A 22,436-nucleotide genomic window follows, 5' to 3' on the forward strand; every position below is an offset into this window, starting at 1 on the left:
ATTTTCAGACTCCTTTTATAGTGGAATATTTCCATGTTTTTTATTTGGTCGTGATTCTTTTTTATTTCGCATCATTTCCAATGCTTGAATCAGTTTAATACGTGTTTCACGAGGGTCGATTACATCATCCACCATACCCATGGATGCAGCCACATATGGGTTGGCAAACTTTTCACGATATTCTTCAATCTTTTCTTCACGAACTTTTTCGGGATTATCACTGTTTGCAATTTCACGGGCAAAAATAATATTCGCTGCTCCTTGAGGTCCCATTACGGCAATTTCTGCATTAGGCCAAGCAAACACCACATCTGCTCCAATAGATTTGGAATTCAATGCAACATATGCACCGCCGTATGCTTTACGTAAAATAACCGTCATTTTTGGAACTGTTGCTTCTGAGTAGGCAAATAAAATCTTCGCTCCATGACGAATAATACCGCCATGTTCTTGCTTAATACCTGGGAAGAAGCCTGTAACGTCTTCAAACGTAATAATCGGGATATTAAATGCATCACAGAATCGAATAAATCTGGCTGCTTTATCACTTGAATCAATATCAAGTCCACCAGCCATTACTTTTGGTTGATTACAAACGAGCCCTACAACTTCTCCTTTAATGCGAGCTAGTCCAATGACAATATTTTTGGCAAATTCTTTTTGTACTTCCAAAAAAGAATCCGTGTCTACAACTTGGTCAATTACTTTGCGTATATCATAGGGACGAATTGCTTCAAATGGTACGATATCAGCTAAATCAGGACGATCATCATTTTCACTTGGCACTTCAACGATTGCAGCCTTCTCTTCAAAACTTTGCGGTAAATAACTAAGTAACAAGCGCACACTTTCCAAAACTTCTTCTTCCGTTTTCCCACGGAAATGTGCATTACCACTAATCGTATTATGTACTTTTGAGCCACCTAAATCTTCTGCAGAAATTTTTTCACCAGTAACCGTTTCAATTACTTTTGGTCCCGTTATGAACATTTGACTTGTTTCATCGGTCATAAAAACAAAGTCCGTGATCGCAGGTGAATAAACAGCTCCACCAGCACATGGCCCTAAAATAACCGAAATTTGTGGAATTACTCCAGAATAGATAGCATTGCGATAAAAAATTTGGCCGTAACCATCTAGTGAAACAACACCTTCTTGTATACGAGCACCACCCGAATCATTTAAACCAATAAACGGCGCACCATTTTTGGCAGCCAAATCCATGACATTTGCAATTTTTAACGCATGCATTTCTCCAAGAGCTCCCCCGAAAACGGTGAAGTCTTGTGAGAATAAATAAATTGGACGACCATTTACTTTCCCATACCCAGTTACTACCCCATCACCAGGTCCTTCTTGCTTATCCATACCAAAATCTACAGTACGATGTTGTATAAATGGATTTAATTCAACAAAAGATCCTTTATCCACAAGAAGATCAATTCGTTCTCTAGCAGTTAACTTGCCCTTTTCATGTTGCTTTTCAATTCGAGCGTCACCGCCACCTAGCTCGATTTTACGTTTACGATCGTAAAGATCATTAATTTTCTCATATATATCCATCTGATTATTTCGCTCCCCCTGATTTATCACATAATTCATACAAAACTCCACCTGAAGCTTTTGGATGAATGAAAGCTACTTGAGCACCATGTGCCCCAGCTTTAGGCGTCTCTTGAATAAGCCGAACCCCTTTTTCTTTTAGCTCATTTAAACGGATTTGGATATTAGACACTCCAAAGGCAATATGATGGATGCCTTCCCCTTTTTTCTCGATGAACGAATGAATTGTACTTGTCTCATCAAGGGGTTGTAGTAACTCGAGGTTCAAATTTCCACTGTCGATAAAAGCAACTCGTACTTTCTCAGATGGAACTTCTTCGATATGTATAAGTTTTAGTCCTAATGTTTCTATATAATAAGGTAGTGCTTCTTCAATACTTTTTACCGCAATACCAATATGATCTACTTTCTCCATTTTTCCCAACACCCCATATATTTAGACTATATCTTCTATTGTACATATTTCAAAAAAAAATCGCTACCTCTTGTGCTTTTTTTCGAATTTGATAAAATAAAAGTAATTGTTAAAGGAGTGTAGTTCATGGGCAATCAAAAATTTCGTAAAGTTATCGTATATTTAATGGTATTAATCATGGTTATGTCTTCATTACTATTCGGATTAAGCTTTATCTTGTAATTTCATTAAAAACAGCGGAGGCAATTAAATGCTTCCGCTGTTTTTAATGAAATTAATGAAACAAAACAACGGCTTTTAAGTTCGCTTTTTAGATATAGTGCGCACTAAAGAGGCTCTATTATGTGACCGCTAGGATTTTCGCTACAGGGCGGACGCTTTCCGCCGGGTGAGCGATGAGCCATCGCCGACGCTACGCGTTCGCCTGCGATTGCTCATCTGTCTCACTCATCCGGCTGGAGTCGCCTCCCCTCCGCTATAATCAACGTAGCTTGTTGACTATTCTGTGTGTGCCGTCGTGTAAAAGCTCATAAAGGGACTCGTTACCATAGGATAGGTGCTTTCTATCATAAGAAGATGCCACTTTTTACTAATCGAAAGATACCACGCTTTAATCGCAAGATAACTACCGTTATGTGCAATTTATGTAGTGTACACTTTATAAGTGTCATCTCATACCAAGTAAAAGCTATATTAAGAGACAGTGGTCACATTCAAAGCGTGTTTTTAACTTATTCACTTATCGGTATTTATTTTAAAGAATAATACTACATTATGTGGATTTAGCGCGGCGGTATGAGACCATAGCCGTGTACTTAAGAAGAATAGTAAGTTTCAAATTATATGTTTTTACTATTTTTCGAGAAATTTAATGTTGCAAATGAGTGTTTTGAGGTTAGAATAAGATATGTTCTAAAAAAAGAACATAACAAATAAACCCAAAATAAAGCAGTTTCCAACTACCTTTAATTTGGATTTTTTGTGAATTTAATCAAACAAATAGAGTGTGTGGTTCTGGCTTTGTCGATTTTAAGTTGAATTTTTCTGTGGTAGGAATAAGACTCTTAAAGAACAAACTCCAGCTTCGTGCACTTTTTTTGCTTTCTAAAACGAGTCGGTTTATCATTCTAGAAATCATACGGATCGTTAAATCTTCACTAATAAATTTATTTAATGTTTTCCAAACTACCTTTCGAATAAAACCTGTGGTTATCATGCTTAACAGCATGACAATACATTGGCAATATACGTGGCATAACCAACGTTCCATTTTCATGTCTTTTATTTGATGGATTTTCAAATGGGATTTCCATGTTTTAAAACGAAGTTCAATCTGCCATCGAACACGATATAACTGAGTTATTTTTTCAACGGAAATAGTAGGTGGTAAATTAGTTATGTAAATAGTTAGTCCAGAAAGTGCAGCTACATTTTCTTTTGGAATAGAGCGGCATTTTTTTTGATAACTTCTAATTCTTTTGTTTATATTTTTTGCTTCTTGCACTTCATCATGGCGATAAATAACACAACGTGTGGGCATTTTTTTATGTCTTCCCACATAAATTTGATTCCACTCTCGATATTGTCCCCTAGGTAATGTTTTTAATTCTTCTTCCATGTATAAACGCTGATAGCGTTGGTTTTCAATAAAGGAACCATCTGGATGACGAGGTGGATTATCAACCTCTACAAAGAACTGCGAATCCATTCTAGCTCTTGAAAGATAAAAGGCTTCAGATTGATGAATTTGTTCAAATAAATCCAAATGATAGTAACCTAAATCCTGCAAGAATAAATCCCCTTTTTCTAAACTAGCTAGTCGTTCGAATCCTGCGGGACTGTCTGCGGATTTCCCTTCATCTAAATTAAACCAAAGTAATTTCTCACTTAAGTAATCAAATTCAAATTGAATTTTAGCACCAGCATCTCTCGTTCCTTTATACTCATTTTCATTTGATTTAGGGAGTTTAAAGCTTGTACTATCGATAATTCGAATCCGTTTGTATGGGGAATCTTTCTTTAATTTCATTTCAGCCAATGGCGCCTGAAGTTGATATTGAAATAGACGGTCAAATAGGGCCTTAAAAAAGTCGACAGCTTCAGTAGTGAATCGTTTATTTAAACCTGATTTAGTAATATTTATATGATGTTTTTCTAAATCGTGGCATAAATTATTTAATGAGGGCTGAACAAGATTAGCATTTTGTCGAAAGACAAGTGATAAAAAGTCGGAAGCTGAAAATTGCCGCTCCCGTTTAATAAATCCTGTTTCCTTCGCTAGTTGTTCAATATTTTTAGGTAGAAAAAGTTGAAAACATTCTTTTAAATATAAATTATGTTGATTGTACATAAAAGCCTCCTCTAAGTTGTCGTTTTAATACTAACTTAAAAGAGGCACTTATTATGAAAAATAATTGAATTAGCTTAAGTACACGGCTATGGGTATGAGACTCCTGCGGGAATAGCGTTAGCCGAAGACCCCACAGCGAAGCGAGGAGGCTGAGGCAACGCCCGCGGAAAGCGAATACCAGAGCGCTAAAGCCCAGTTGTTACTATTTAGATTACATGTTGCGCACTATATAAAAAGTAAGACAGAAAAATAATCGTACATTTACCTAAATGTATTAGTTGGAAAAAATATGATATTCAATTGACATGATTTAATATAAAAAAAGATGCCTACAATTGAGGCATCTTTTTTTCCTTTAAATCTCTTCGCAATGTTCTTCAAACAACGCTTGGATATGTGTAATAACAGACATTGGATCATGTCCTTCTATTTCGTGACGACCAACTTCTGCAATAGCTTCTCCGTCTTTTAATAAAACAAATGATGGAGAAGAAGGTAAATGTTCATCACCAAAATGATTGCGAGCTTGTTGTGTAGCTAATTTATCCTGACCTGCAAAAACAGTTACAAGATGATCTGGTCTTTTATCATAATGAACAGCATTTGCTGCTGCTGGACGAGCAATTCCTCCTGCACATCCACAAACTGAGTTAATCATTACTAGAGTTGTACCTGGACGAGCAAATGCAGTATTTACTTCCTCCGGTGATGTTAATTGCTCATAACCACTTGTTTCCATTTCTCCACGAGCCTGCATAACCATATCATTCATCAATAAATTAAAATCCATATTCATAATTAAACGCTCCTTTCCAAACTATTTTTATCTTAGCAGATTATTGCTTAGAATTCGAGGAAAATAACTCTTCCACTGCCTGTGAAACCGTTACTTTTTCATCCCTCACTAGACTTTCTAATTGTGCCATTGTTTCTTTCTTTTCTACTGATGAAAAGAAGTCTCTATATAAACGATCTACTATCATCGAATTGAACCAATCAACCGTTTGTTCTTTTCTTCTGTATTGCCAAGCGTTTTGTTCAATCATTTCTTTCTTAAAAATTAGGATTGTCTCCCAAACCGAGTCTAGACCAGACTTATATAAGGAAGAAACCGCCAAAGCAGGTGTATTCCAGTATGGGGAAGATGGGGCTAAAAAGTGTAGAATTTGTTTATATTCTGCTACTGTCTTCTTAGCTAATTTCTCATTTGCTCCATCTGCTTTATTGACCACTATGGCATCTGCAAGCTCCATAATACCTTTTTTCATTCCTTGTAGTTCATCACCAGCTCCAGTTAGTGCAAGAAGTAGAAAGAAATCAACCATTCCTCGTACAATCGTTTCACTTTGTCCAACGCCAACTGTTTCTACTAAAATAATGTCATAACCTGCTGCTTCGCATAAAAGCATCGTTTCTCGCGACTTTTTATGAACACCACCAAGCGTCCCAGCAGTTGGAGAAGGTCTTATAAAAGCATTTGGATGCCTTGCAAGCTCCTCCATCCGTGTTTTATCACCAAGTATACTTCCACCTGTTAGGGTTGAACTAGGGTCAATAGCAAGAACCGCTACGCGATAACCTAGGTCGCATAACATCATTCCAAATGCTTCAATGAATGTACTTTTTCCAGCACCCGGTACACCAGTAATGCCAATTCGAATACTGTTACCTGTATGACTTAATAATGATTTGAGTAATTGTTGACCAATAGCTTGTTGATCACTAACTGTACTTTCTACGAAAGTGATTGCTTTTGCTAAATGAAGCCTAGAGCCCTTTTGAATTTCACGGAGATATTCCTCCTGATCAATAACTAGTGCACTCTTTTTCGAAAACTTCTTTACAGAAGCTTTTCCCATTCCATCATGCTGAGATTTAATCCCACTCATCACATGCATCGTCGATTGGTTTGTTTTATCTGTTTCAGCCATTAGCCTTCCACTTCCTCATAACCTAATCGTTTATAGATTTCTTCGATTACTTTTTGTGCTGCTACTGGTATAACTGTTCCGGGTCCGAAAATTGCAGATGCACCATTTTCACGTAAGAATACATAATCTTGAGCAGGAATAACTCCTCCAACAACGATTAAAATATCTTCTCTACCTAGTTTAGCTAGTTCTTCTCGTAAAGCAGGAACTAATGTCATATGCCCGGCAGCAAGCGAACTTACTCCTACAACATGTACATCGTTTTCCACCGCTTGCTGAGCAGTTTCTGCCGGTGTTTGGAATAAAGGGCTAATATCCACATCAAATCCTAAATCAGCAAACGCAGTTGCAATCACTTTTGCACCACGGTCATGTCCATCTTGACCCATTTTCGCGATTAAAATACGCGGGCGTCTCCCTTCGTTTTCTAGGAAATCCTCCGACATTTGTTTCACTGCTTCGATTTCATCTGCATCATTAAAGTTCGCACTATACACTCCACTCACGGAACGAATCACCGCCTTATGTCTTCCAGCTACTACTTCAATTGCATCCGAAATTTCTCCAATCGTTGCACGTTTTCTAGCAGCATCCACAGCAACTGCTAATAGATTCTCGTTACCTGTTCTAGCTGCTTCGGTTAATGTAATTAGGGCTTCTTGCACTTCTTTTTCATCACGATTTTCTTTTACTTTTGCTAAACGTTCCATCTGTTTTTGTCGAACTACTGAATTATCGATATTTAAAATATCAATTGCATCTTCTTGTTCTAATCGGTATTTGTTCACCCCGATAATAATTTCTTTCGAGGAGTCGATTTGTGCTTGCTTTTTCGCTGCTGCTTCTTCAATTTTCATTTTCGGAAGGCCAGTTTCAATTGCTTTTGCCATGCCACCAAGTTCTTCGATTTCTTCGATGAGCGCCCAAGCTTTTTCCATTAACTCGTTCGTAAGTGTTTCTACATAATACGAACCACCCCATGGATCGATTACTTTTGTCATACTCGTTTCTTCTTGCAGGAATAACTGTGTATTCCGTGCAATTCGTGCTGAGAAATCCGTTGGAAGTGCAATTGCTTCGTCTAGCGCATTTGTATGAAGTGATTGGGTATGCCCCATTGCAGCTGCATTTGCTTCTACTAAAGTTCTCGTTACGTTATTAAATGGATCTTGCTCGGTTAAACTCCAACCAGAAGTTTGTGAATGTGTACGCAATGCTAAAGTTTTTGGATTTTTAGGATCGAAGCTAGACATCATTTGTGCCCAAATTCTTCGAGCAGCTCGCATTTTTGCTACTTCCATGAAGTAATTCATACCAATTGCCCAGAAAAATGAAAGTCTCGGTGCGAATGAATCAATTTCAATACCCGCTTTTAAACCTGTTCGAACATACTCCAGACCATCCGCTAATGTGTAGGCAAGCTCGATGTCTGCTGTTGCTCCTGCTTCTTGCATATGGTAGCCCGAAATCGAAATCGAGTTGAATTTCGGCATTTTTTTTGCTGTATAAGCAAAGATATCCGCAATAATTTTCATCGACATTTCAGGTGTGTAAATATAAGTATTTCGAACCATATATTCTTTCAAAATGTCATTTTGAATCGTTCCAGCAAGTTGATCGGGAGATACCCCTTGTTCTTCTGCAGTCACGATGTAAAATGATAGAATTGGTAGTACTGCACCGTTCATCGTCATTGATACTGACATTTGATCGAGTGGAATTCCATTGAATAATATCTTCATATCTTCCACCGAATCGATTGCAACTCCCGCTTTACCTACATCCCCAGTAACGCGTTCATGATCCGAATCATAGCCTCGGTGTGTCGCTAAGTCGAACGCAACGGACAGACCTTTTTGACCCATTGCTAAGTTTCTTCTATAGAAAGCGTTACTTTCTTCCGCAGTAGAAAAACCCGCATACTGACGAACCGTCCATGGTTTTGCCACATACATCGTTGGATATGGTCCACGTGTATTTGGCGCAATGCCTGGAAGGTCATTTAAATGTTTCACTAGGCTGAGATCAGCTTCATCATATACAGGCTTTAACTCAATACCCTCATTTGTTAAAAAAGAAGATGCTTTTTCTTTTACTTCGATACTAGATTTCTTTAATAAATTCTCAATCGATACGGCTGAATAATTAGGCGTTGTCATGTGAATTCCCCCCTTGGGCAAGTGCTAGAAGTTCTTTTCCTTTATCTAAAAGAGATTGTCCAGCAAAAATACGTCCAGATAGCCCAGCATCTAGCCAGTCTTCATATTCGTCAAATTTCCCTGCTACATCCATTGGCACAGATAATTTTTCGTTTAAAAGTGCGGGTACTAGTCCAGCTGTTTGTTCATCATTTCCAACAAACACGACATAATTGATATGTTGTTCATCAATCCATTTTTGAAGATCAAAAGGTTTTAAGTTTTCCTGTGCCACTACTGGTGAGATTCCTAGCGATACTAAGTACCCACTCACAAAATCCATTCGAGGTTTGTATTCTTTTAATACGCCATAAGGAATAATAGCTGCGTTTAAAGAATTCGCTTTAAACGCTTTTCGCAACAATTCAAAAGGCTCTGCTAAACGCTTGTAATCTGTCGATATAATTTCTGAATCCAATTCATCTTCCGGATTTGCATAGTTATTTGTACCAATTAAGGATTTCTTGCGTTTTGAAAGTGCTTCTAATTGCTGCTCCCATTTGATAGCTGCTCGCTCATGAAGTTTTGCTTCTCTTACTGCCGACGTATCTTCTTTCATTAACTCTAAAAATAATGTCCATGCCTTTTCCACAAGCTCTTTTGTTAATGTTTCTAAATAGTAAGATCCACCAGCTGCATCTAATACGCGACCGATATGCGTTTCTTCTTTTAGGACTAGTTGCATATTTCGTGCAATTCGTTTAGAGGTTTGATTGACACCAGTTAATAGATCATGAGGATGCGTTGTTACGCTATCTGCACCACCTAAAACCGCTGCTAAAGCGCTATTCGCTGCTCGAAGAATATTCACATTCGGATCAAGTGCAGAAAAAGAACGTAATGATGTTTCCGCATGAACGGGAATTGCTGAAATTTCGGTCTTTCCATACGCTTCGCCAAATGCTTGCCAAAGTACACGGAACGCACGAATTTTCGCAATTTCCATAAAGAAGTTACTGTCCACCGAAAATTGAACAAATGCTTTTCCCTCGACTTGATCGATTGTCTTTTCGGTGGCTATTACATCAGCCTGTACAAGTACACTAACCAGCTCACTCACCGCGTCTCCTCCAGCATTGTGAATGGAAGTTCCATCTAAGAAAAAAGTACGTGTATTCGATATATCGTTTGTACTTGCGCCTATAACACAGCCTTTCAGATCAGTAAAATTATGTAAAAAGGCTTGATTTGCTGTTATATCCAAATAGACTGGATATATTTTAGTTAATGATTGTAATTCTTCTAATTGGGAAGCTTCCCAAGCGTGGCTATTTTGCAACGTATAATGAATCACATCATTACCTTTCTCAAGTGATTCTTTTATTTCAGCAAGAACTTCTTCACTTGAGTTGCCTATAGAAATTTGAGATACTAACCAATTCGCATTAGTGGTAGCTTGTCTAATAATTTCTATTTGATTTACAGGTATATCCGCAAAATCTGCTAAAGAATAAAGCGGTTTCAAAATAATATCTTCTAATGTTTTTGTAGAAAGTGATTCAAGTGTCTTACCTTTTAAGGATTTAATCGCAACTTGCTCCCATTCTGCAAGCGTAGCTTCTTTAAATGTCGTTTCCTTCATCTTATGTATAGTCATATGAACGCTTTCGCTTCCCCCTTGTAAAAATCATTCGTACTAATTTCATTTTACACATGCTCATACCTATAAACAATATGCATATATTTTGTAGATAGGACTATAAACAATCTTAGGTAGGAGAATGATGAAATTGAACGCATTAATTCTTGGAGGATTTCTTTTTTCCAGTGTTAGTATAGGTGGTGGCATTGCTTGGCTAGTAGCTAAAGTATTTCGCAGCTTCAATGAAGGTTTAGCACTTTTATGTGGGGGGTTTTTAGTCGGACTACTCGCGCTGGATATAATTCCCTCAGCATTTAGCGTATATAAATCACCCGGAATCATTCTAGGTGTACTCATCGGTTATATATTTCTACTACTAATGAACAAATCGCTCCATTCCTCTGGTCAACATAAACCATCTGTCTACGTGCTTACAATCGCACTTTGCATACATACGATTCCATTGAGTTTAACTATCGGAAACTTATTAGGAGATTCTACATTCGCCGTTTCTATTACAACCTCTACCATCCTGCACCATATCCCAGAAGGTTTCGCACTTACTTCCGTATTTCTTTCACAAGGGCAGAAGATAAAGGGATTATTTCTTTGTTTCATTAGTTTATCTATCTGTTTTAGTGCATTTATTTGGATTGGAGATCACGTAAATCTCAGTATAAAAGCACAAAGTGTACTTTTAGGAGTATCTATTGGGATGATTGCCATTACAAGTATAAAGGAATTTATTCTACCTAATGTTCGTATCGTGCCAAATTGGATGGTTATAGTGTTTGTATTAATTGGTTATCTTTTAAGTGTTGTCTTTCATTTGTTGTTTTGAGAAAGAGTCATCATATTTAAAGTGCACTAAAATAGACAATAAAGTTCTACATTATTAGAATTAGTCTTTCAATAAATAAAAGTATGATTTCTAATACTATTGCTTTTATAAATAAAAAAAACAGAGAATGAGCTGAGCATTCATTTTCCACGTTTTTATTTAACCAAAAGTTATTTTTCGAGAGCATTCATACTCTTTCGATAAATAATCAAAATTCGTATGAATTGATATGACCATAATAAAAAAGATGCAAGTAGTAATCCCCTAACGACTCCAACAAAGCTCCAAGAAAGAAATGGCTCATCTTTAACTAAAGTACTCGTATAAATAGAAAAGGAAAGAATTAGGATGATATATACTCATTCCAATACCCATTTTAAACCCATGTATTATTGATTGTCGTTGTTCCAACTTGTCGTACGAGAATAAAGGCATTCCTTCCTCATTTTCATAATGCATCGCCCAAATCGAATAATTTAACAATGTAAATTGGAGGAAAACTTAAGCTGCCAGCCAAGTTCTTTGTGCGTTGCAAAATAGGAGGGATCGACTTTAAATTCAAACATGCATTCATATTTAATAGTGATAGGATTCGTTTTTCTGAACGTAAAAAACGCAGTACTTACGCTTTCGAGTTCATATCCCTCTTTCGAAAGTTGTTCAAGCCAATTTTTCGTGTCCTATAATTTGTACATCCAACCGGCTATACATTTGGGTGTTTTTTCCCAGTTGAAATTGAGTTAATCATCGAATCCATCTCTCGAATTTCAAAACTTCGATAAGTACTAAACACGTAAATAGCAAAACTAGCTACTGCAATAATTCCAGTAAATAAAAGTAAAAGTATCCAAAAATGATTTGAAAAAGCTTTCCCTTCTCCAATGATTGGATCAAGTATTCCAAATACAAGCAGTGTTCCAATGTGATAAAAACATAGATAATCGCTAGCGAACTCGTAACATATGCATGCGTTCAATTTCGCTTCACTAACGTACCCCTTGATGGATATAACTGAATAACCGACTCATCATTTGGTAAAAATATCCTTTTTTCAATAGTGAAAGCAAGGGACCAACTTTCTTTCTACAATCTTGTAGGGAAAGAACGATTCTTTGGATTATATTGAATGCGATATGTCATATTATTTTGCTTGCCTTGTTCGAAACTAGATGTTCGTGTCAAACGATTTGCATTTGTTAAATGCCAACCTTTTTTCATCATTTCAGTGAGCCACTGCTCCGTTTTTTCAATATTATAGCTCCATAACCACTTCACATTCTTTTTGAACATTGAACGTCCTTCTCGAAATACAATACGTTGTGATGTAATTCTTTCAATCGCTTCATTTCTTCTTGCATAAGTTGCTTTCCTAAATCCATAATTTCATATATCGTTTTACGTTTTTCATCCACATAAATTGTAATAATTTCATCCCGTTGCATTTTAGTTAAGGTTCCATAAATCGTTCCAGATCCAAGTGTAATTCGACCATTTGTCATCTCTTCTACTCGTTTAATAATTCCATAACCATGTCTTGGCTCTGTTAATGAAAGTAATATATAAAAGGCAGTTTCCGTCATTGGCACATACTTCTTAATTACTTTATCCACTACTTCACCACTTTTTTATGTCACACCTCGGCTGTATCATACCGTGACATATTGCTAAAAGAAAAAAAGACTTATGGAAAGTCTTCTTTCTACAATTATATTTTTCTATTTTTTCACTACTTCAATTAGTTCTTCTAAGTACTCTTTCTCTGGTGAAGGATGCGTATATCTCCCCATCGCCGTTTTATGTTTTCGTAGACCCAACTTCTCGTAAAATCCTTCTCTACCATGTGTAGCAGTGAGCTGGAGAAAGAAAATATCACTACATTTAGTTAAAATATCCGTCATTATTTTATTGCCTATTCCCATGCCTTGAAAATCAGGGTGTACAATTACATCGTAAATACTCCCATAGAAAACTCCGTCTGTAATAACCCTTCCACATCCAATTAGCCTTTCATCTAAATAAGCAAGCGAAACTAAATAGCTAGCATTAAATGCTTTTTGAAGCTTATCCTTTGGAAAACTGTCCCATTTAACATCTACATAAAGTTGCGCTAATTCTTCCCAATCTAATTTATTTAGTGAATTAACAATTGAAATTTCCGACGCTATGTTTGTACTCATTTTTCATCCCCCTAAGAAAGTTTTTTCTATATCTTTAGTTCAATTAAATATTCTATATAGTACATAACAATTCCTTTGTTTCGCAGTCTATTGTGTGTAAATTATTTATGAATATTTCATATCTGTTAGAACAACCAAACAAATAATAGATCTCATCAAAACAAGAATTTTTTCATAAACAAACTCCTTGTATATTAGAGTTGCCTTAAGCTAGTTGTTTTTTTACACTTCACTAAATCCTTTATTATACAATTTAATCGATCTTTCAAACGAAAAATCGAATTGTTTAGAACGATATCTTTGTGTTTATAGTTCTTCTTATAAACAACCCAGAATACAAAAGGAAGATACCAAACATCAAAATAACACCTATATAAACAGACATCATCGTAGGGATTAAAAACGCACCAATTATAATTGTAGAACGTGCAATTAAGTCTGCTCCACTAAATGAAATGTTCGAAAATGCGGAGTAAGATCCTCTTTTATCTGCAGGGATCATATTCGCCTGCTCGGCATTACGTACTGGTGAGTAGACTAATTCACCGATTGTTGCAATAAGGTTGAACAGAATTAGTATGTACCATGTGTTCGCTGATGTGACCGTAACATAACCAACACTATAAATAATAAGTCCCACTAGCAATACTTTTTGCCTCCTGAAACGATCCGTGAATTTATTAATCAAAAATGTGAAGCAAACAACTAGCAACATGTTCTCTATATTGAGAATACTTAACATTCGTACGCCTACGATCTCAAATTCTCCAATACGTACGCCTTTGAACGTTTCCGCTAATCTAACCCCGATATAACTATTCAAAGAAAATTCTGCTGCCATGATAAACATCGTACCAAGCACTACTTTGACAAATGGTCGATCCTGAAATGCCACTTTATAATTTTGAACCAAATCAAGAAAAACATTATTATGTTGTTTTTCATAACGACTTGTTTGCTCATCGATCAGCCAAATTTTATAAGCAATAGGTACACTTATAGAGGTTATCGTCAGCATCGCAAACAACTCAATTTGGTGATTTATATATAGCAAGCCACCTAGTGCAGCACCAATCGCCATCGATAAATTTATAAGCCAATAATCAACCGCATACACTTCTTTCCTATTTTCAGGGGTTGTGGAATCGATAATAATAGCATTCATCGCCGGCCTACCAAGACTACTAGTAATGATATAAGCTACATAAGCCGAAGCGAAAAGCCAAATAATTTTCTCTCGAGGAAATAAACTCATCGTCATCATTAGAAACATCAAAGCACTAAAAAATGAAGTAAATACCAATACTCGTTTCCGTGGAAATCGATCAGAAATATAACCCCCGATTAAATTTACAAAAAAACTAATAATTACGGTACATATTAAAAAGAGCCCTGCCCAAATTTTGCTCATTTCGTGGGCAAAAAATAACGCCATAAATGGCATCACGGAAGATGATACCGCACGATTAAAAAAAGATGTAATTAAGCGAACTTTGATATTTTGTGGATAGTTTATCCAAGTCATGTTGTCAACCTCCTCTGTCTTATGTATATTAAACTAGACGTAGAAATTGAAAAATGGACAATTTAAATATATATGTCCCCTTTTAAAGGAGATTATTATGGAGAAACACTTATTAACTTTATGGAGAGAAGTCCCTTCCGGTAATATTAAACAAGAAGAGTTAGCTAAAGTATTGGATTTAAGTCTTAAGCAGACAGCTCGATATATACAAAAATGGGCAATAGAAGGCTGGCTTACATTTACCTCTGGTCGTGGAAGAGGAAATCTATCGACATTAAATTGGCTCAAAAATGTGGAAACTATATTTGAAGAACAAGTAACAAAAATGATTGAAGAAGCCCCAGTAGAGTTGAGTAGTAAGTATTTAGTATTAGATTGGTCGCCAGATAGCAAACTTCGTTTAATGAATAAGTTTCGGTCAAAATTTGGTTACGTCCAAACAACAAATGATAAGCTCGTTATTCCAAAAAGAAACCCATTCCTGACGATTCACCCTTTAGAAGCCGCAGATGTAAGTAGTGCCAGCTTGGTAGCTAATCTTTTTAATCGTTTAGTTACAGTCGATGAACAAGGAGTTATTGCACCTGAACTCGCACATAGCTGGGATATTACCCCTATTAACATTCGAATGTATTTGAAAAAAGACATTAAATTCCACGATGGTTCTATATTAACAGCAAAAGATGTAATCGTTTGTTTAAATAAGTTACGCAATTACCCGCAGTATCGAGAATTGTGGAAACCAATAAAAAACATAAATGTAGTAGCTCCATTAGTATTAGATATTTATTTCCCTGATGGATGCAGTTATTGTTTGCAAATGCTTGGAACGATGAACGCTAGTATATATAAAGAAAATAATACCGAAGTGCTCGGTACAGGTTGTTTTTACTTAGAAGATAATAATGAAAAGAAAACGACTTTAGCAGCATTTAAAGAATATTTTGGAGAAAGACCTTTACTAGATGTTGTGGAATTCGTGCAAGTACCCAAGGAATTCGACGTAGTGTATCGATCCTCCGTACAAGAAGAAACTCACACCACTTTTCAAGTAGAAAGTGATTTTGGTTTTGGTGTAGTAATCATGAATAGTTTTCGAAACACTTCGATACAACACAAGGAAGTTCGTGATTATTTGCACTATATTATTGCAAAAAACAGACATGAGATCAATCAAGTAGATTCACGAAAATTGCCAAATCACCATGGATGCCTTATTGGAGAAAGTAAGAGCCTGACTATTTCAGAAGTGAAAAAACCAATTTTTTCGGAGCCACTTGTATTAAAGCTGGTGGACTATACGGAAAATACAACCATGTGGCTAAAAAATATATTGGAACAAGAAGGGATTCCAATAGTAACAAAACGGGTTTCATTTAAGGATACAGTTTTCAACAACGAAGAGAATGAGGATGTTGATCTCTTTATTCACGAGGAAGTGTTCGAATTGAATCAAAACTTTTCATTTTTCTATTTCCTACTAAATGGGTACTCGAAATTAGCTAGTATCCTAAAAAAAGACACAAAATCAAATTCTTATTTAGAGGAATACCTACACACTCCATTTGAAAAATGGACTGCTCTTAATCTAAAAGTAGAAAAAGAACTAGTTGAGAATTCTATTATTATTCCAATATACTACTGTAAACGGCAAATCCCATTCACTAAGGATCTAATGAATATTCAAATAAAGCATTTTGGCTATGTGGATTTTTCAAAACTTTGGGTACGTCCGAAAATAGAAGAAGTATAAGAGATTTTGTGATAAATAAAAGGCACCCGATTATGATCGAGCGAATTTTAGGAAAAGTGCTCCAGATCTCAAATGTATCTCAGAAAATCCCGGGTGTTTCTCAGAAAATCGCTGTTTATCCCCTCATTTTAAAAAGTCTGTACTTAATTGAATACCTGTAACATAGAATACGTTTTGCGCAATATAATCTGCCGCAACGCTAAACACAAGCGGCAACTGATTGTTGCACATTATATCTATTAATGTCCCACAAAAGGTTTGGTAAATATCTTTTGATTAAGCAGGCAGCGTTGAGTAATCATCCTGTTCAGGAGAATGTGCGTATGGAATTGAAAGAACACTAAGCAGCCGCTCCATTAAATTAAATTCTTCTTGCTCTGCAGCGGCTAGTGCAAAGTGGTAAAAAGACTGTAATGAAAAAAACATTTAGTGGTTGCGAACGGAGTTTCTGTTCTCCCAAACATCCAATTCAGTTCAAATTTAGCATTAAGGAAAGTCAAAATACTCCGTTCACTACTTGATATTAAGGAGTTAAACTTTCACCATAATTTAAATGAACTTTAGTTCAGTTAGATTACAGTTGCTAACTCCACAGCTTCTACTACTAGAGGTGTTCCAGCAGCGATAGTACCAGCGACATTAAAGGTCAATTCTGTCTCAGAGATGGTATATGAACCACCCTCTTGTAACACACCGTTTAGATAGAAATTGTAGTAACCATTTGTTACAGCTGGAAAAGTAGTTACAGCAACCCCACTATCATTTAGGAAGGCAGTTGCAAGAATTTTTGTTCCATTAGTAACAACTAAAGGAGCTGTTAATACATCGAAAAATCTTGACGAAGTAGCGGAGACATTCACATGAATGTTGATTAAGGAAAGTGCCATTTGTTTCACCTCCTTTCATTACATTATAGTTAATGCTAGATTTTATAAAATGTTAGGGCCTGCAACACTATAAATCTAAATAAATATTATAATGTAATCTTCGCATTAAACCCCAAAGATTCAACAATAATAGGAGTACCTGCTAAAATTATCGAATGAATAGGATATAAAGTTAAATAATTTGCATGCAACACATACAGTTTCCCTTCTTGCATTACACCGTTAACATAAAGGTTAATATATCCATTTGGGATAAAACGCGTGAATTTAATTGTTTGTTTTCCTTCATCATTTATAAATAGATTAGATGGAATAGTTGATCCATTCTCTAAATGAATATTACATTTTGGAATATAAAAATACCTTTTCACTGTTGGAATGATACTAATTTTAAATAGATCCCCGTTTAATGGAGGATGCTTTTTAGGCTCTTCGTGTTCACACATATTATCTCCCCTCTCTTTATTCATAATATATTGCGATAGAAGATTATCTGATTGTGTTTATTAAATTTTTTTATTAAAAGTAGCAGAAAAAGAGTTTGTCTCACGAAACTAACAATACATATGGTATTCCAAGCTAAAAGAAAGTTAAGCTATATGATCATTCCAAAACTAATGTAAATAAAAAAAGAATGTGCGAGTGTGCACATCCTTTTTCTATACTTTATGTTGGAATGGTAATTGTAAAGATTGTTCCCTCTCCTATTTTGCTTTGTACATCAATTTTCCCTTTAATTTTGCTAATAGTTCCATATACCATTAGCATTCCAAGACCAGTTCCTTCTTTTTTGTTAGAATAATACGGCTTTCCTAATTGAAGGATTTCATCTTTCGTCATCCCTATACCCTCATCCTGAATACGGATGACAATATTCTTACCTTTCTCAATCACTTGTATGGTAAGAGTCCCTCCCTCTTCCTTCATTGCTTCTATTGAATTTTTTAATAAGTTAATCAAACATTGCTTCATCTGATTTTGGTCAAATCTTTTCTTCAAGGAATTAGATAAAATACATACAATTTCAACATTATGGAATATAGCAAGCGGCATTAATATATTCTTTACATATTCAGCCTCTTCCTTTAAATCAGAATGGACCATATACTCTGATTGAGGTTTAGCAAATGCCAAATAATCATTTAATATATTTTCCGCTCGAATCAATTCTTGTAAAGAGAAATCGATATATACTTTATCCTCACCCGTGATATTTTTCGATACATGCAATAATTGTAGAAATCCTTTCGTCACAGTCAAAGGATTTCTAATTTCATGGGAGACACTTGCAGAAAGTTCACTCATGACATGCAGCCGTTCCGATCGAAGGTAATTTTCGCGTTTTTTAATATTAGAAATGATTTTTTCAATCATAATCAAGTTAATGGCTATGACAAATCCATGAGTGGTCACTGCATAAAAAGCTAATGTCCAATATTCTCTCGTCAGAATTTCAAAATATAAGGACAATTGGAGCAAATAAATAACCATGATCATCACACCTGCGATAACTCCTGTCATTATTCGATTCTTTGTATTATATCTCATAAATCGGTGTTTTATCATTGGCAAGGCAATAAAAATGACTGTTGAATAAGCGAAAGACAGTACGAGACCATCTCCTCCGATTACCAATCGATATATATTCAATATGATATAAAGCGGAAGTAACCTTTTATAGCCACCATAAAGAGCAACTATAATAAACGGAACATACCTCAAATCAAATATAAATCCAATTTCCAATCTAATTGGATAAATCATACATAGTAACATTGAAAGAGTGAAAAAAAGGAGAAAAAGTGAAGAATGACTTTCCTTAATATTATCCAAAAAGACTACGGTCAGAAGAACCGGAAAAACTATAAATAAAATATTGATTAAAAATGTTTCTAACAAAAGATTTCTTCCTCTCTCCTAAAAAAATTATCGGTACTAGGAGATTTTGACTTCTGTCTACCTCATCAAAGGTTACGATAATATTGAAATAAATATATGAAAATTTACAATGAGAAAATTATATCATATATATAATATTTATAGAGAAGAATTTTGCGGTTTTCCTTTTCTTGAACAAAAAGGCATGACTAATTCCAGTAATAATTAGTATTTTTCAATCATTCGTTTTATTGCCTCTATAACTATTTTTGGTTCATCATTTTGTATATAATGTGCACTATTTTCAGCAATAATGAATTCACTGTTTGTGGATATTTCTAATATCCCTTTCTGCATTTCATGCCATAATTCCTGAGACTCTTTAGAATAATGAGCTTTTTTGCCCGCTGAAAGAACAATCAAGGGTATATTTAATTTCCTTCTTGACTCTTTAATTTGTTTTAAACTTTCTATAAATTCATCATAGTTACTTTCGTATACAAATTGTTTGTTATATGCTTCTTGAAACTCTTTTGACATCGTTGGCAGAAATTTTTCTCTATACTCTTCTGGTGTTGAGTCAACTAATATTAATCCACAAACCTCTTTAGGATATTCAGAAGCATATAACCTCGTGTTCAGTCCACCAAAAGAATGGCCAACTAATATGTATGGATGTTTTATTTTTGTCTTTTTAAGAAGTTCGTTCAATTCTTGTATCATCACACTGCTTGTTCTATGGTTAGAACTTTTTTCGCTCTTCCCTACTCCAGCTCTATCATAGATTAGCACTTCCGTTAGCATTGAAATATCGGAGATAATCGAATCCCAAGTTTTAGAATAATCTCCATATCCGGCGTCCATCACAATTGTTGGTTTACCATTATTCTTCCCAATCAATTTAGCGAACAGTTTAAAATCACTAATTTGTATAAACATCTCTTTTGTCATTTTATTCTGCTCCTCTCTTTTTTTATTGTATAAGAAAGATAACTTAAAAATGTTACTCGCTGAAGCAATACACCAATTAAAGTAAACTTTTAGACTTAGTTTCCTGATTGCAATACGCAACATAAAGCAATTTCATAGCATCTATAATTATTTCATCTGCCAATTTCTCTTTGTAACGATTAGGTAAATCCTTTGCCCCCAAAACATATAATAGTGGATTTTGAGAGAACTCACCTATTATTCCAATATCAACTACAACGTTATCTAATCCACCCGTCATATGATTTAAGAAATTGCTTGGTATTCCTTCTATTTCACCTCGTTGCTTTACTAAACCATTCATAATTGGAGTCCATAACGCTGGATTAGTTTTGTATCCTTGAAATATCAATCTTAATATTTCTAACATCTGACTCAACTCACCATTGTTATCCAAGTCTCTTGGATTTTGAATAATATTGATATTGTTAAAATCTGAATTTATTTTTCGGGTTACCATTTCCCATCCACCACAAAATTCAACAATTCTGTTCGCAATGAAACTATCGTGGCAGGCTATCATCACTTCAACTGCATCTTGGAGTGCCAAGCTATCTCTGTTTTGAAAGTGAGGAAATACTACTTTACTATCCTCTTCTGGATTGAAAATAACATTTTCAACAATGTCACTCCATTTATAGTGTCTTTCTTCAACTAATTTCGCGATACAAAAAGCAATTGCTACTTTAGAAGCAGAAGCAAGGGGTACTGATAAACTTTTATTTAAAGCCAAAACTATATCGTGTTTTAAAGTAGAATAAATAATAATTCCTACCTCACCTGATTCTATTTCCTTTAATTTCTCAAGAACTTTCTGCATGTTAAAACCTCACCTCACTATTTAATCTAACTAATAAGTTACCCCTTCTTCAAGCGGTTGCGAAACAAAATTTAACTACTGACCATACCAAATATAACTTTAAATTCGTTACGATTTTTCTTTTGGCTTTTAAATCCTTCTTTTAAATCCGCTATTACAACGGTTTTACCGATCCAAATTCTTATATATAAAGAGTAGAATTTTATCGGTCCCTTAATTCCTTTTTCTTCATATTCAGTGCCATCTTCTAACTCTGTTTCCGTCCTAATTATCCACGTGTTTCCTATTCCAAATTCAATAAATTTCAGAATAACCTCCTCCATAATGTAAACTAACTTACAAGTTCCCTAGGACTTTCACAATTCAAGAACCATTCGGATTTGTCAGCCATATAAAAATGCACTATATGCCGCATAGATAACAACTAACCAAATTTATGACCAATAAAAAATAGTCACCTTACTTTGGTAGGAATGGTGGCTATTTCTTTTATAAAGGAAGATAAACATTGTATATGTCAGTGCAAGTACCGCCAATAAACCTAGACTAAAATATGCTAATAAACTAAATGCTTCAAAACTACAATCTTTTAAATAAACTCAGATGTATCTCAAATGAGGAATATCTTTTTTGGTTTTAGGAGAAGGAAGAAACCATCCGTTCCCACAATGGCTTAATCTTTTCAGGTTGTGCTACTACGGAGAAAACCCATTTCGTTTGTCTTGATAACAATTCACATATGAACTTCACTGCCTGCTTGTGCTCTTGAGGTTTTATATACTCATAGATTTGCTTAAATTCAAGTACAATTTCTTCATGAAGAGAAGTTTCAATTGTTTTCAATCCCAATTGTGCCCTGTTCGGATTATACCTATGTAGTAAAACTCTCGATAGATGTGTCATGACTTGGTGAAGCATACTGACTGACCATATATCATTACCTCGTGAAGATGATTTTATATATTAAAAAAGGAACCAAGCGACATCATCGGCTGCATCCTGAAACTCTTGGTCAGATAATTCCAGATTCTGGGTCTGCTTGTATTTCTCCATTTTATAGTTTGGATCGTAAAGAACTTTCAAAAAATCTTTTTCGATATATGTATGTTCTGTCACCGTAAACAGATCCACATGTACTAAATTCTCATAGACCGCAAGAATCTGTGGGGCAACTATGAAGATACTATCATGAAATAATAATTTATTATAAGACTCTAAATGGTAGAGCCTACTTTGAAGGAATTCTTCTTCATCTTCTTCGTTCACTAAACAATACAGATCAATATCGGAATGCTCGTCTTGTTCGCCTCGCCCCATTGACCCTTTTAAAAAAATTGCCTGAGACCTTATGTCCTTCTTTAAACTACTTACAATTGCCTCTAATGCTTCCTCTAAAACCATTATGACTCACCTCTTTAAAAAGTAATTAATATCTGAAGTATACAGAATTATTTCGAAGTTGTGTCTTACAAAGGGACAATTTTATATCATTTTCACTGTAATTATGATCATTGATATATTCAACT

The 22,436-nt window shown here is 35.2% G+C and carries 22 protein-coding genes and 1 pseudogene; 3 read left to right on the plus strand and 20 right to left on the minus strand.

What is annotated here, in order from left to right; genetic code table 11:
• Positions 1–15: 15 nt before the first annotated feature.
• Together PB01_RS11065 and mce are read right to left on the minus strand one after the other, a co-directional pair.
• The gene (locus PB01_RS11065) at positions 16–1,563 is read right to left on the minus strand and encodes an acyl-CoA carboxylase subunit beta (RefSeq protein WP_151702032.1); all 1,548 of its coding nucleotides are present in this window, start codon (positions 1,561–1,563) and stop codon (positions 16–18) included.
• A gap of 4 nt (positions 1,564–1,567) precedes the next feature.
• The gene (mce, locus tag PB01_RS11070; protein WP_151700256.1) at positions 1,568–1,978 is read right to left on the minus strand and encodes a methylmalonyl-CoA epimerase; all 411 of its coding nucleotides are present in this window, start codon (positions 1,976–1,978) and stop codon (positions 1,568–1,570) included.
• A gap of 126 nt (positions 1,979–2,104) precedes the next feature.
• On the opposite strand from mce, the gene prli42 reads away from it, so the two are divergent.
• A complete protein-coding gene (prli42, locus tag PB01_RS11075; protein WP_151700257.1) occupies positions 2,105–2,200 on the plus strand; it encodes a stressosome-associated protein Prli42 in 96 nt (31 codons plus the stop codon).
• A gap of 769 nt (positions 2,201–2,969) precedes the next feature.
• On the opposite strand, the gene PB01_RS11080 is transcribed toward prli42, so the two are convergent.
• The 5 genes from PB01_RS11080 to PB01_RS11100 all read right to left on the minus strand — a co-directional run bounded on the left by PB01_RS11080 (position 2,970) and on the right by PB01_RS11100 (position 10,054).
• On the minus strand, positions 2,970–4,328 hold the full coding sequence (locus tag PB01_RS11080) for an IS4 family transposase (RefSeq protein WP_151700258.1): 1,359 nt from the start codon (positions 4,326–4,328) through the stop codon (positions 2,970–2,972).
• A gap of 355 nt (positions 4,329–4,683) precedes the next feature.
• Positions 4,684–5,124: a BrxA/BrxB family bacilliredoxin gene (locus PB01_RS11085; protein ID WP_151700259.1), complete on the minus strand. Its 441-nt coding sequence runs from the start codon at positions 5,122–5,124 to the stop codon at positions 4,684–4,686.
• 40 nt (positions 5,125–5,164) lie between these two features.
• Positions 5,165–6,259, minus strand: coding sequence for a methylmalonyl Co-A mutase-associated GTPase MeaB (gene meaB / locus PB01_RS11090; RefSeq protein ID WP_225986017.1), 1,095 nt, complete (start codon positions 6,257–6,259; stop codon positions 5,165–5,167).
• Complete coding sequence (gene scpA / locus PB01_RS11095) at positions 6,259–8,418, minus strand: methylmalonyl-CoA mutase (protein ID WP_151700260.1); 2,160 nt, start codon at positions 8,416–8,418, stop codon at positions 6,259–6,261. Before scpA ends, meaB begins: the two co-directional genes overlap by 1 nt.
• Complete coding sequence (locus PB01_RS11100) at positions 8,405–10,054, minus strand: methylmalonyl-CoA mutase family protein (RefSeq protein ID WP_151700261.1); 1,650 nt, start codon at positions 10,052–10,054, stop codon at positions 8,405–8,407. The genes scpA and PB01_RS11100 overlap by 14 nt, the downstream gene beginning before the upstream one ends.
• A 124-nt stretch (positions 10,055–10,178) precedes the next feature.
• Between PB01_RS11100 and PB01_RS11105 the strand changes: the two genes are divergently transcribed.
• Positions 10,179–10,880, plus strand: coding sequence for a ZIP family metal transporter (locus PB01_RS11105; RefSeq protein WP_225986018.1), 702 nt, complete (start codon positions 10,179–10,181; stop codon positions 10,878–10,880).
• A 476-nt stretch (positions 10,881–11,356) separates the two neighbouring features.
• Here the strand turns inward: PB01_RS11105 and PB01_RS21935 are convergent.
• The 6 genes and pseudogenes from PB01_RS21935 to PB01_RS11135 all read right to left on the minus strand — a co-directional run.
• Positions 11,357–11,542, minus strand: a pseudogene (locus PB01_RS21935) (DUF2812 domain-containing protein); the annotation flags it as partial.
• A gap of 41 nt (positions 11,543–11,583) precedes the next feature.
• Positions 11,584–11,856, minus strand: a complete 273-nt coding sequence (locus PB01_RS11115; RefSeq protein ID WP_151700263.1) for a hypothetical protein — start codon at positions 11,854–11,856, stop codon at positions 11,584–11,586.
• A gap of 107 nt (positions 11,857–11,963) precedes the next feature.
• Positions 11,964–12,170: a DUF2812 domain-containing protein gene (locus PB01_RS11120; protein WP_151700264.1), complete on the minus strand. Its 207-nt coding sequence runs from the start codon at positions 12,168–12,170 to the stop codon at positions 11,964–11,966.
• On the minus strand, positions 12,152–12,460 hold the full coding sequence (locus PB01_RS11125) for a PadR family transcriptional regulator (protein ID WP_151702034.1): 309 nt from the start codon (positions 12,458–12,460) through the stop codon (positions 12,152–12,154). The genes PB01_RS11120 and PB01_RS11125 overlap by 19 nt, the downstream gene beginning before the upstream one ends.
• 135 nt (positions 12,461–12,595) lie before the next feature.
• Complete coding sequence (locus PB01_RS11130; RefSeq protein WP_151700265.1) at positions 12,596–13,057, minus strand: GNAT family N-acetyltransferase; 462 nt, start codon at positions 13,055–13,057, stop codon at positions 12,596–12,598.
• A 286-nt stretch (positions 13,058–13,343) separates the two neighbouring features.
• On the minus strand, positions 13,344–14,582 hold the full coding sequence (locus PB01_RS11135) for an MDR family MFS transporter (protein WP_151700266.1): 1,239 nt from the start codon (positions 14,580–14,582) through the stop codon (positions 13,344–13,346).
• A gap of 97 nt (positions 14,583–14,679) precedes the next feature.
• Here PB01_RS11135 and PB01_RS11140 point away from each other — a divergent pair, with 97 nt between their 5' ends.
• Positions 14,680–16,335, plus strand: a complete 1,656-nt coding sequence (locus PB01_RS11140) for an ABC transporter substrate-binding protein (RefSeq protein WP_151700267.1) — start codon at positions 14,680–14,682, stop codon at positions 16,333–16,335.
• Between the two features lie 569 nt (positions 16,336–16,904).
• Here PB01_RS11140 and PB01_RS11145 read toward each other — a convergent pair.
• From PB01_RS11145 to PB01_RS21415, 7 genes are all read right to left on the minus strand, one after another.
• The gene (locus PB01_RS11145; protein ID WP_151700268.1) at positions 16,905–17,222 is read right to left on the minus strand and encodes a DUF4183 domain-containing protein; all 318 of its coding nucleotides are present in this window, start codon (positions 17,220–17,222) and stop codon (positions 16,905–16,907) included.
• An 86-nt stretch (positions 17,223–17,308) separates the two neighbouring features.
• Positions 17,309–17,668, minus strand: coding sequence for a DUF4183 domain-containing protein (locus PB01_RS11150; protein WP_192797345.1), 360 nt, complete (start codon positions 17,666–17,668; stop codon positions 17,309–17,311).
• Between the two features lie 220 nt (positions 17,669–17,888).
• Complete coding sequence (locus PB01_RS11155) at positions 17,889–19,121, minus strand: sensor histidine kinase (protein WP_151700270.1); 1,233 nt, start codon at positions 19,119–19,121, stop codon at positions 17,889–17,891.
• Positions 19,122–19,325: 204 nt separating this feature from the next.
• The gene (locus PB01_RS11160; protein WP_151700271.1) at positions 19,326–20,051 is read right to left on the minus strand and encodes an alpha/beta fold hydrolase; all 726 of its coding nucleotides are present in this window, start codon (positions 20,049–20,051) and stop codon (positions 19,326–19,328) included.
• A 76-nt stretch (positions 20,052–20,127) separates the two neighbouring features.
• A complete protein-coding gene (locus PB01_RS11165; RefSeq protein ID WP_151700272.1) occupies positions 20,128–20,910 on the minus strand; it encodes a serine hydrolase in 783 nt (260 codons plus the stop codon).
• Positions 20,911–20,981: 71 nt separating this feature from the next.
• Entirely contained in the window at positions 20,982–21,218 is a 237-nt protein-coding gene (locus PB01_RS11170; RefSeq protein ID WP_151702035.1) for a DUF3977 family protein, read from the minus strand.
• Between the two features lie 655 nt (positions 21,219–21,873).
• On the minus strand, positions 21,874–22,311 hold the full coding sequence (locus PB01_RS21415) for a nucleotidyltransferase domain-containing protein (RefSeq protein WP_225986019.1): 438 nt from the start codon (positions 22,309–22,311) through the stop codon (positions 21,874–21,876).
• Positions 22,312–22,436 lie beyond the last annotated feature (125 nt).

The organism is Psychrobacillus glaciei (genome assembly GCF_008973485.1).
Taxonomy (GTDB): Bacteria; Bacillota; Bacilli; order Bacillales_A; family Planococcaceae; genus Psychrobacillus; species Psychrobacillus glaciei.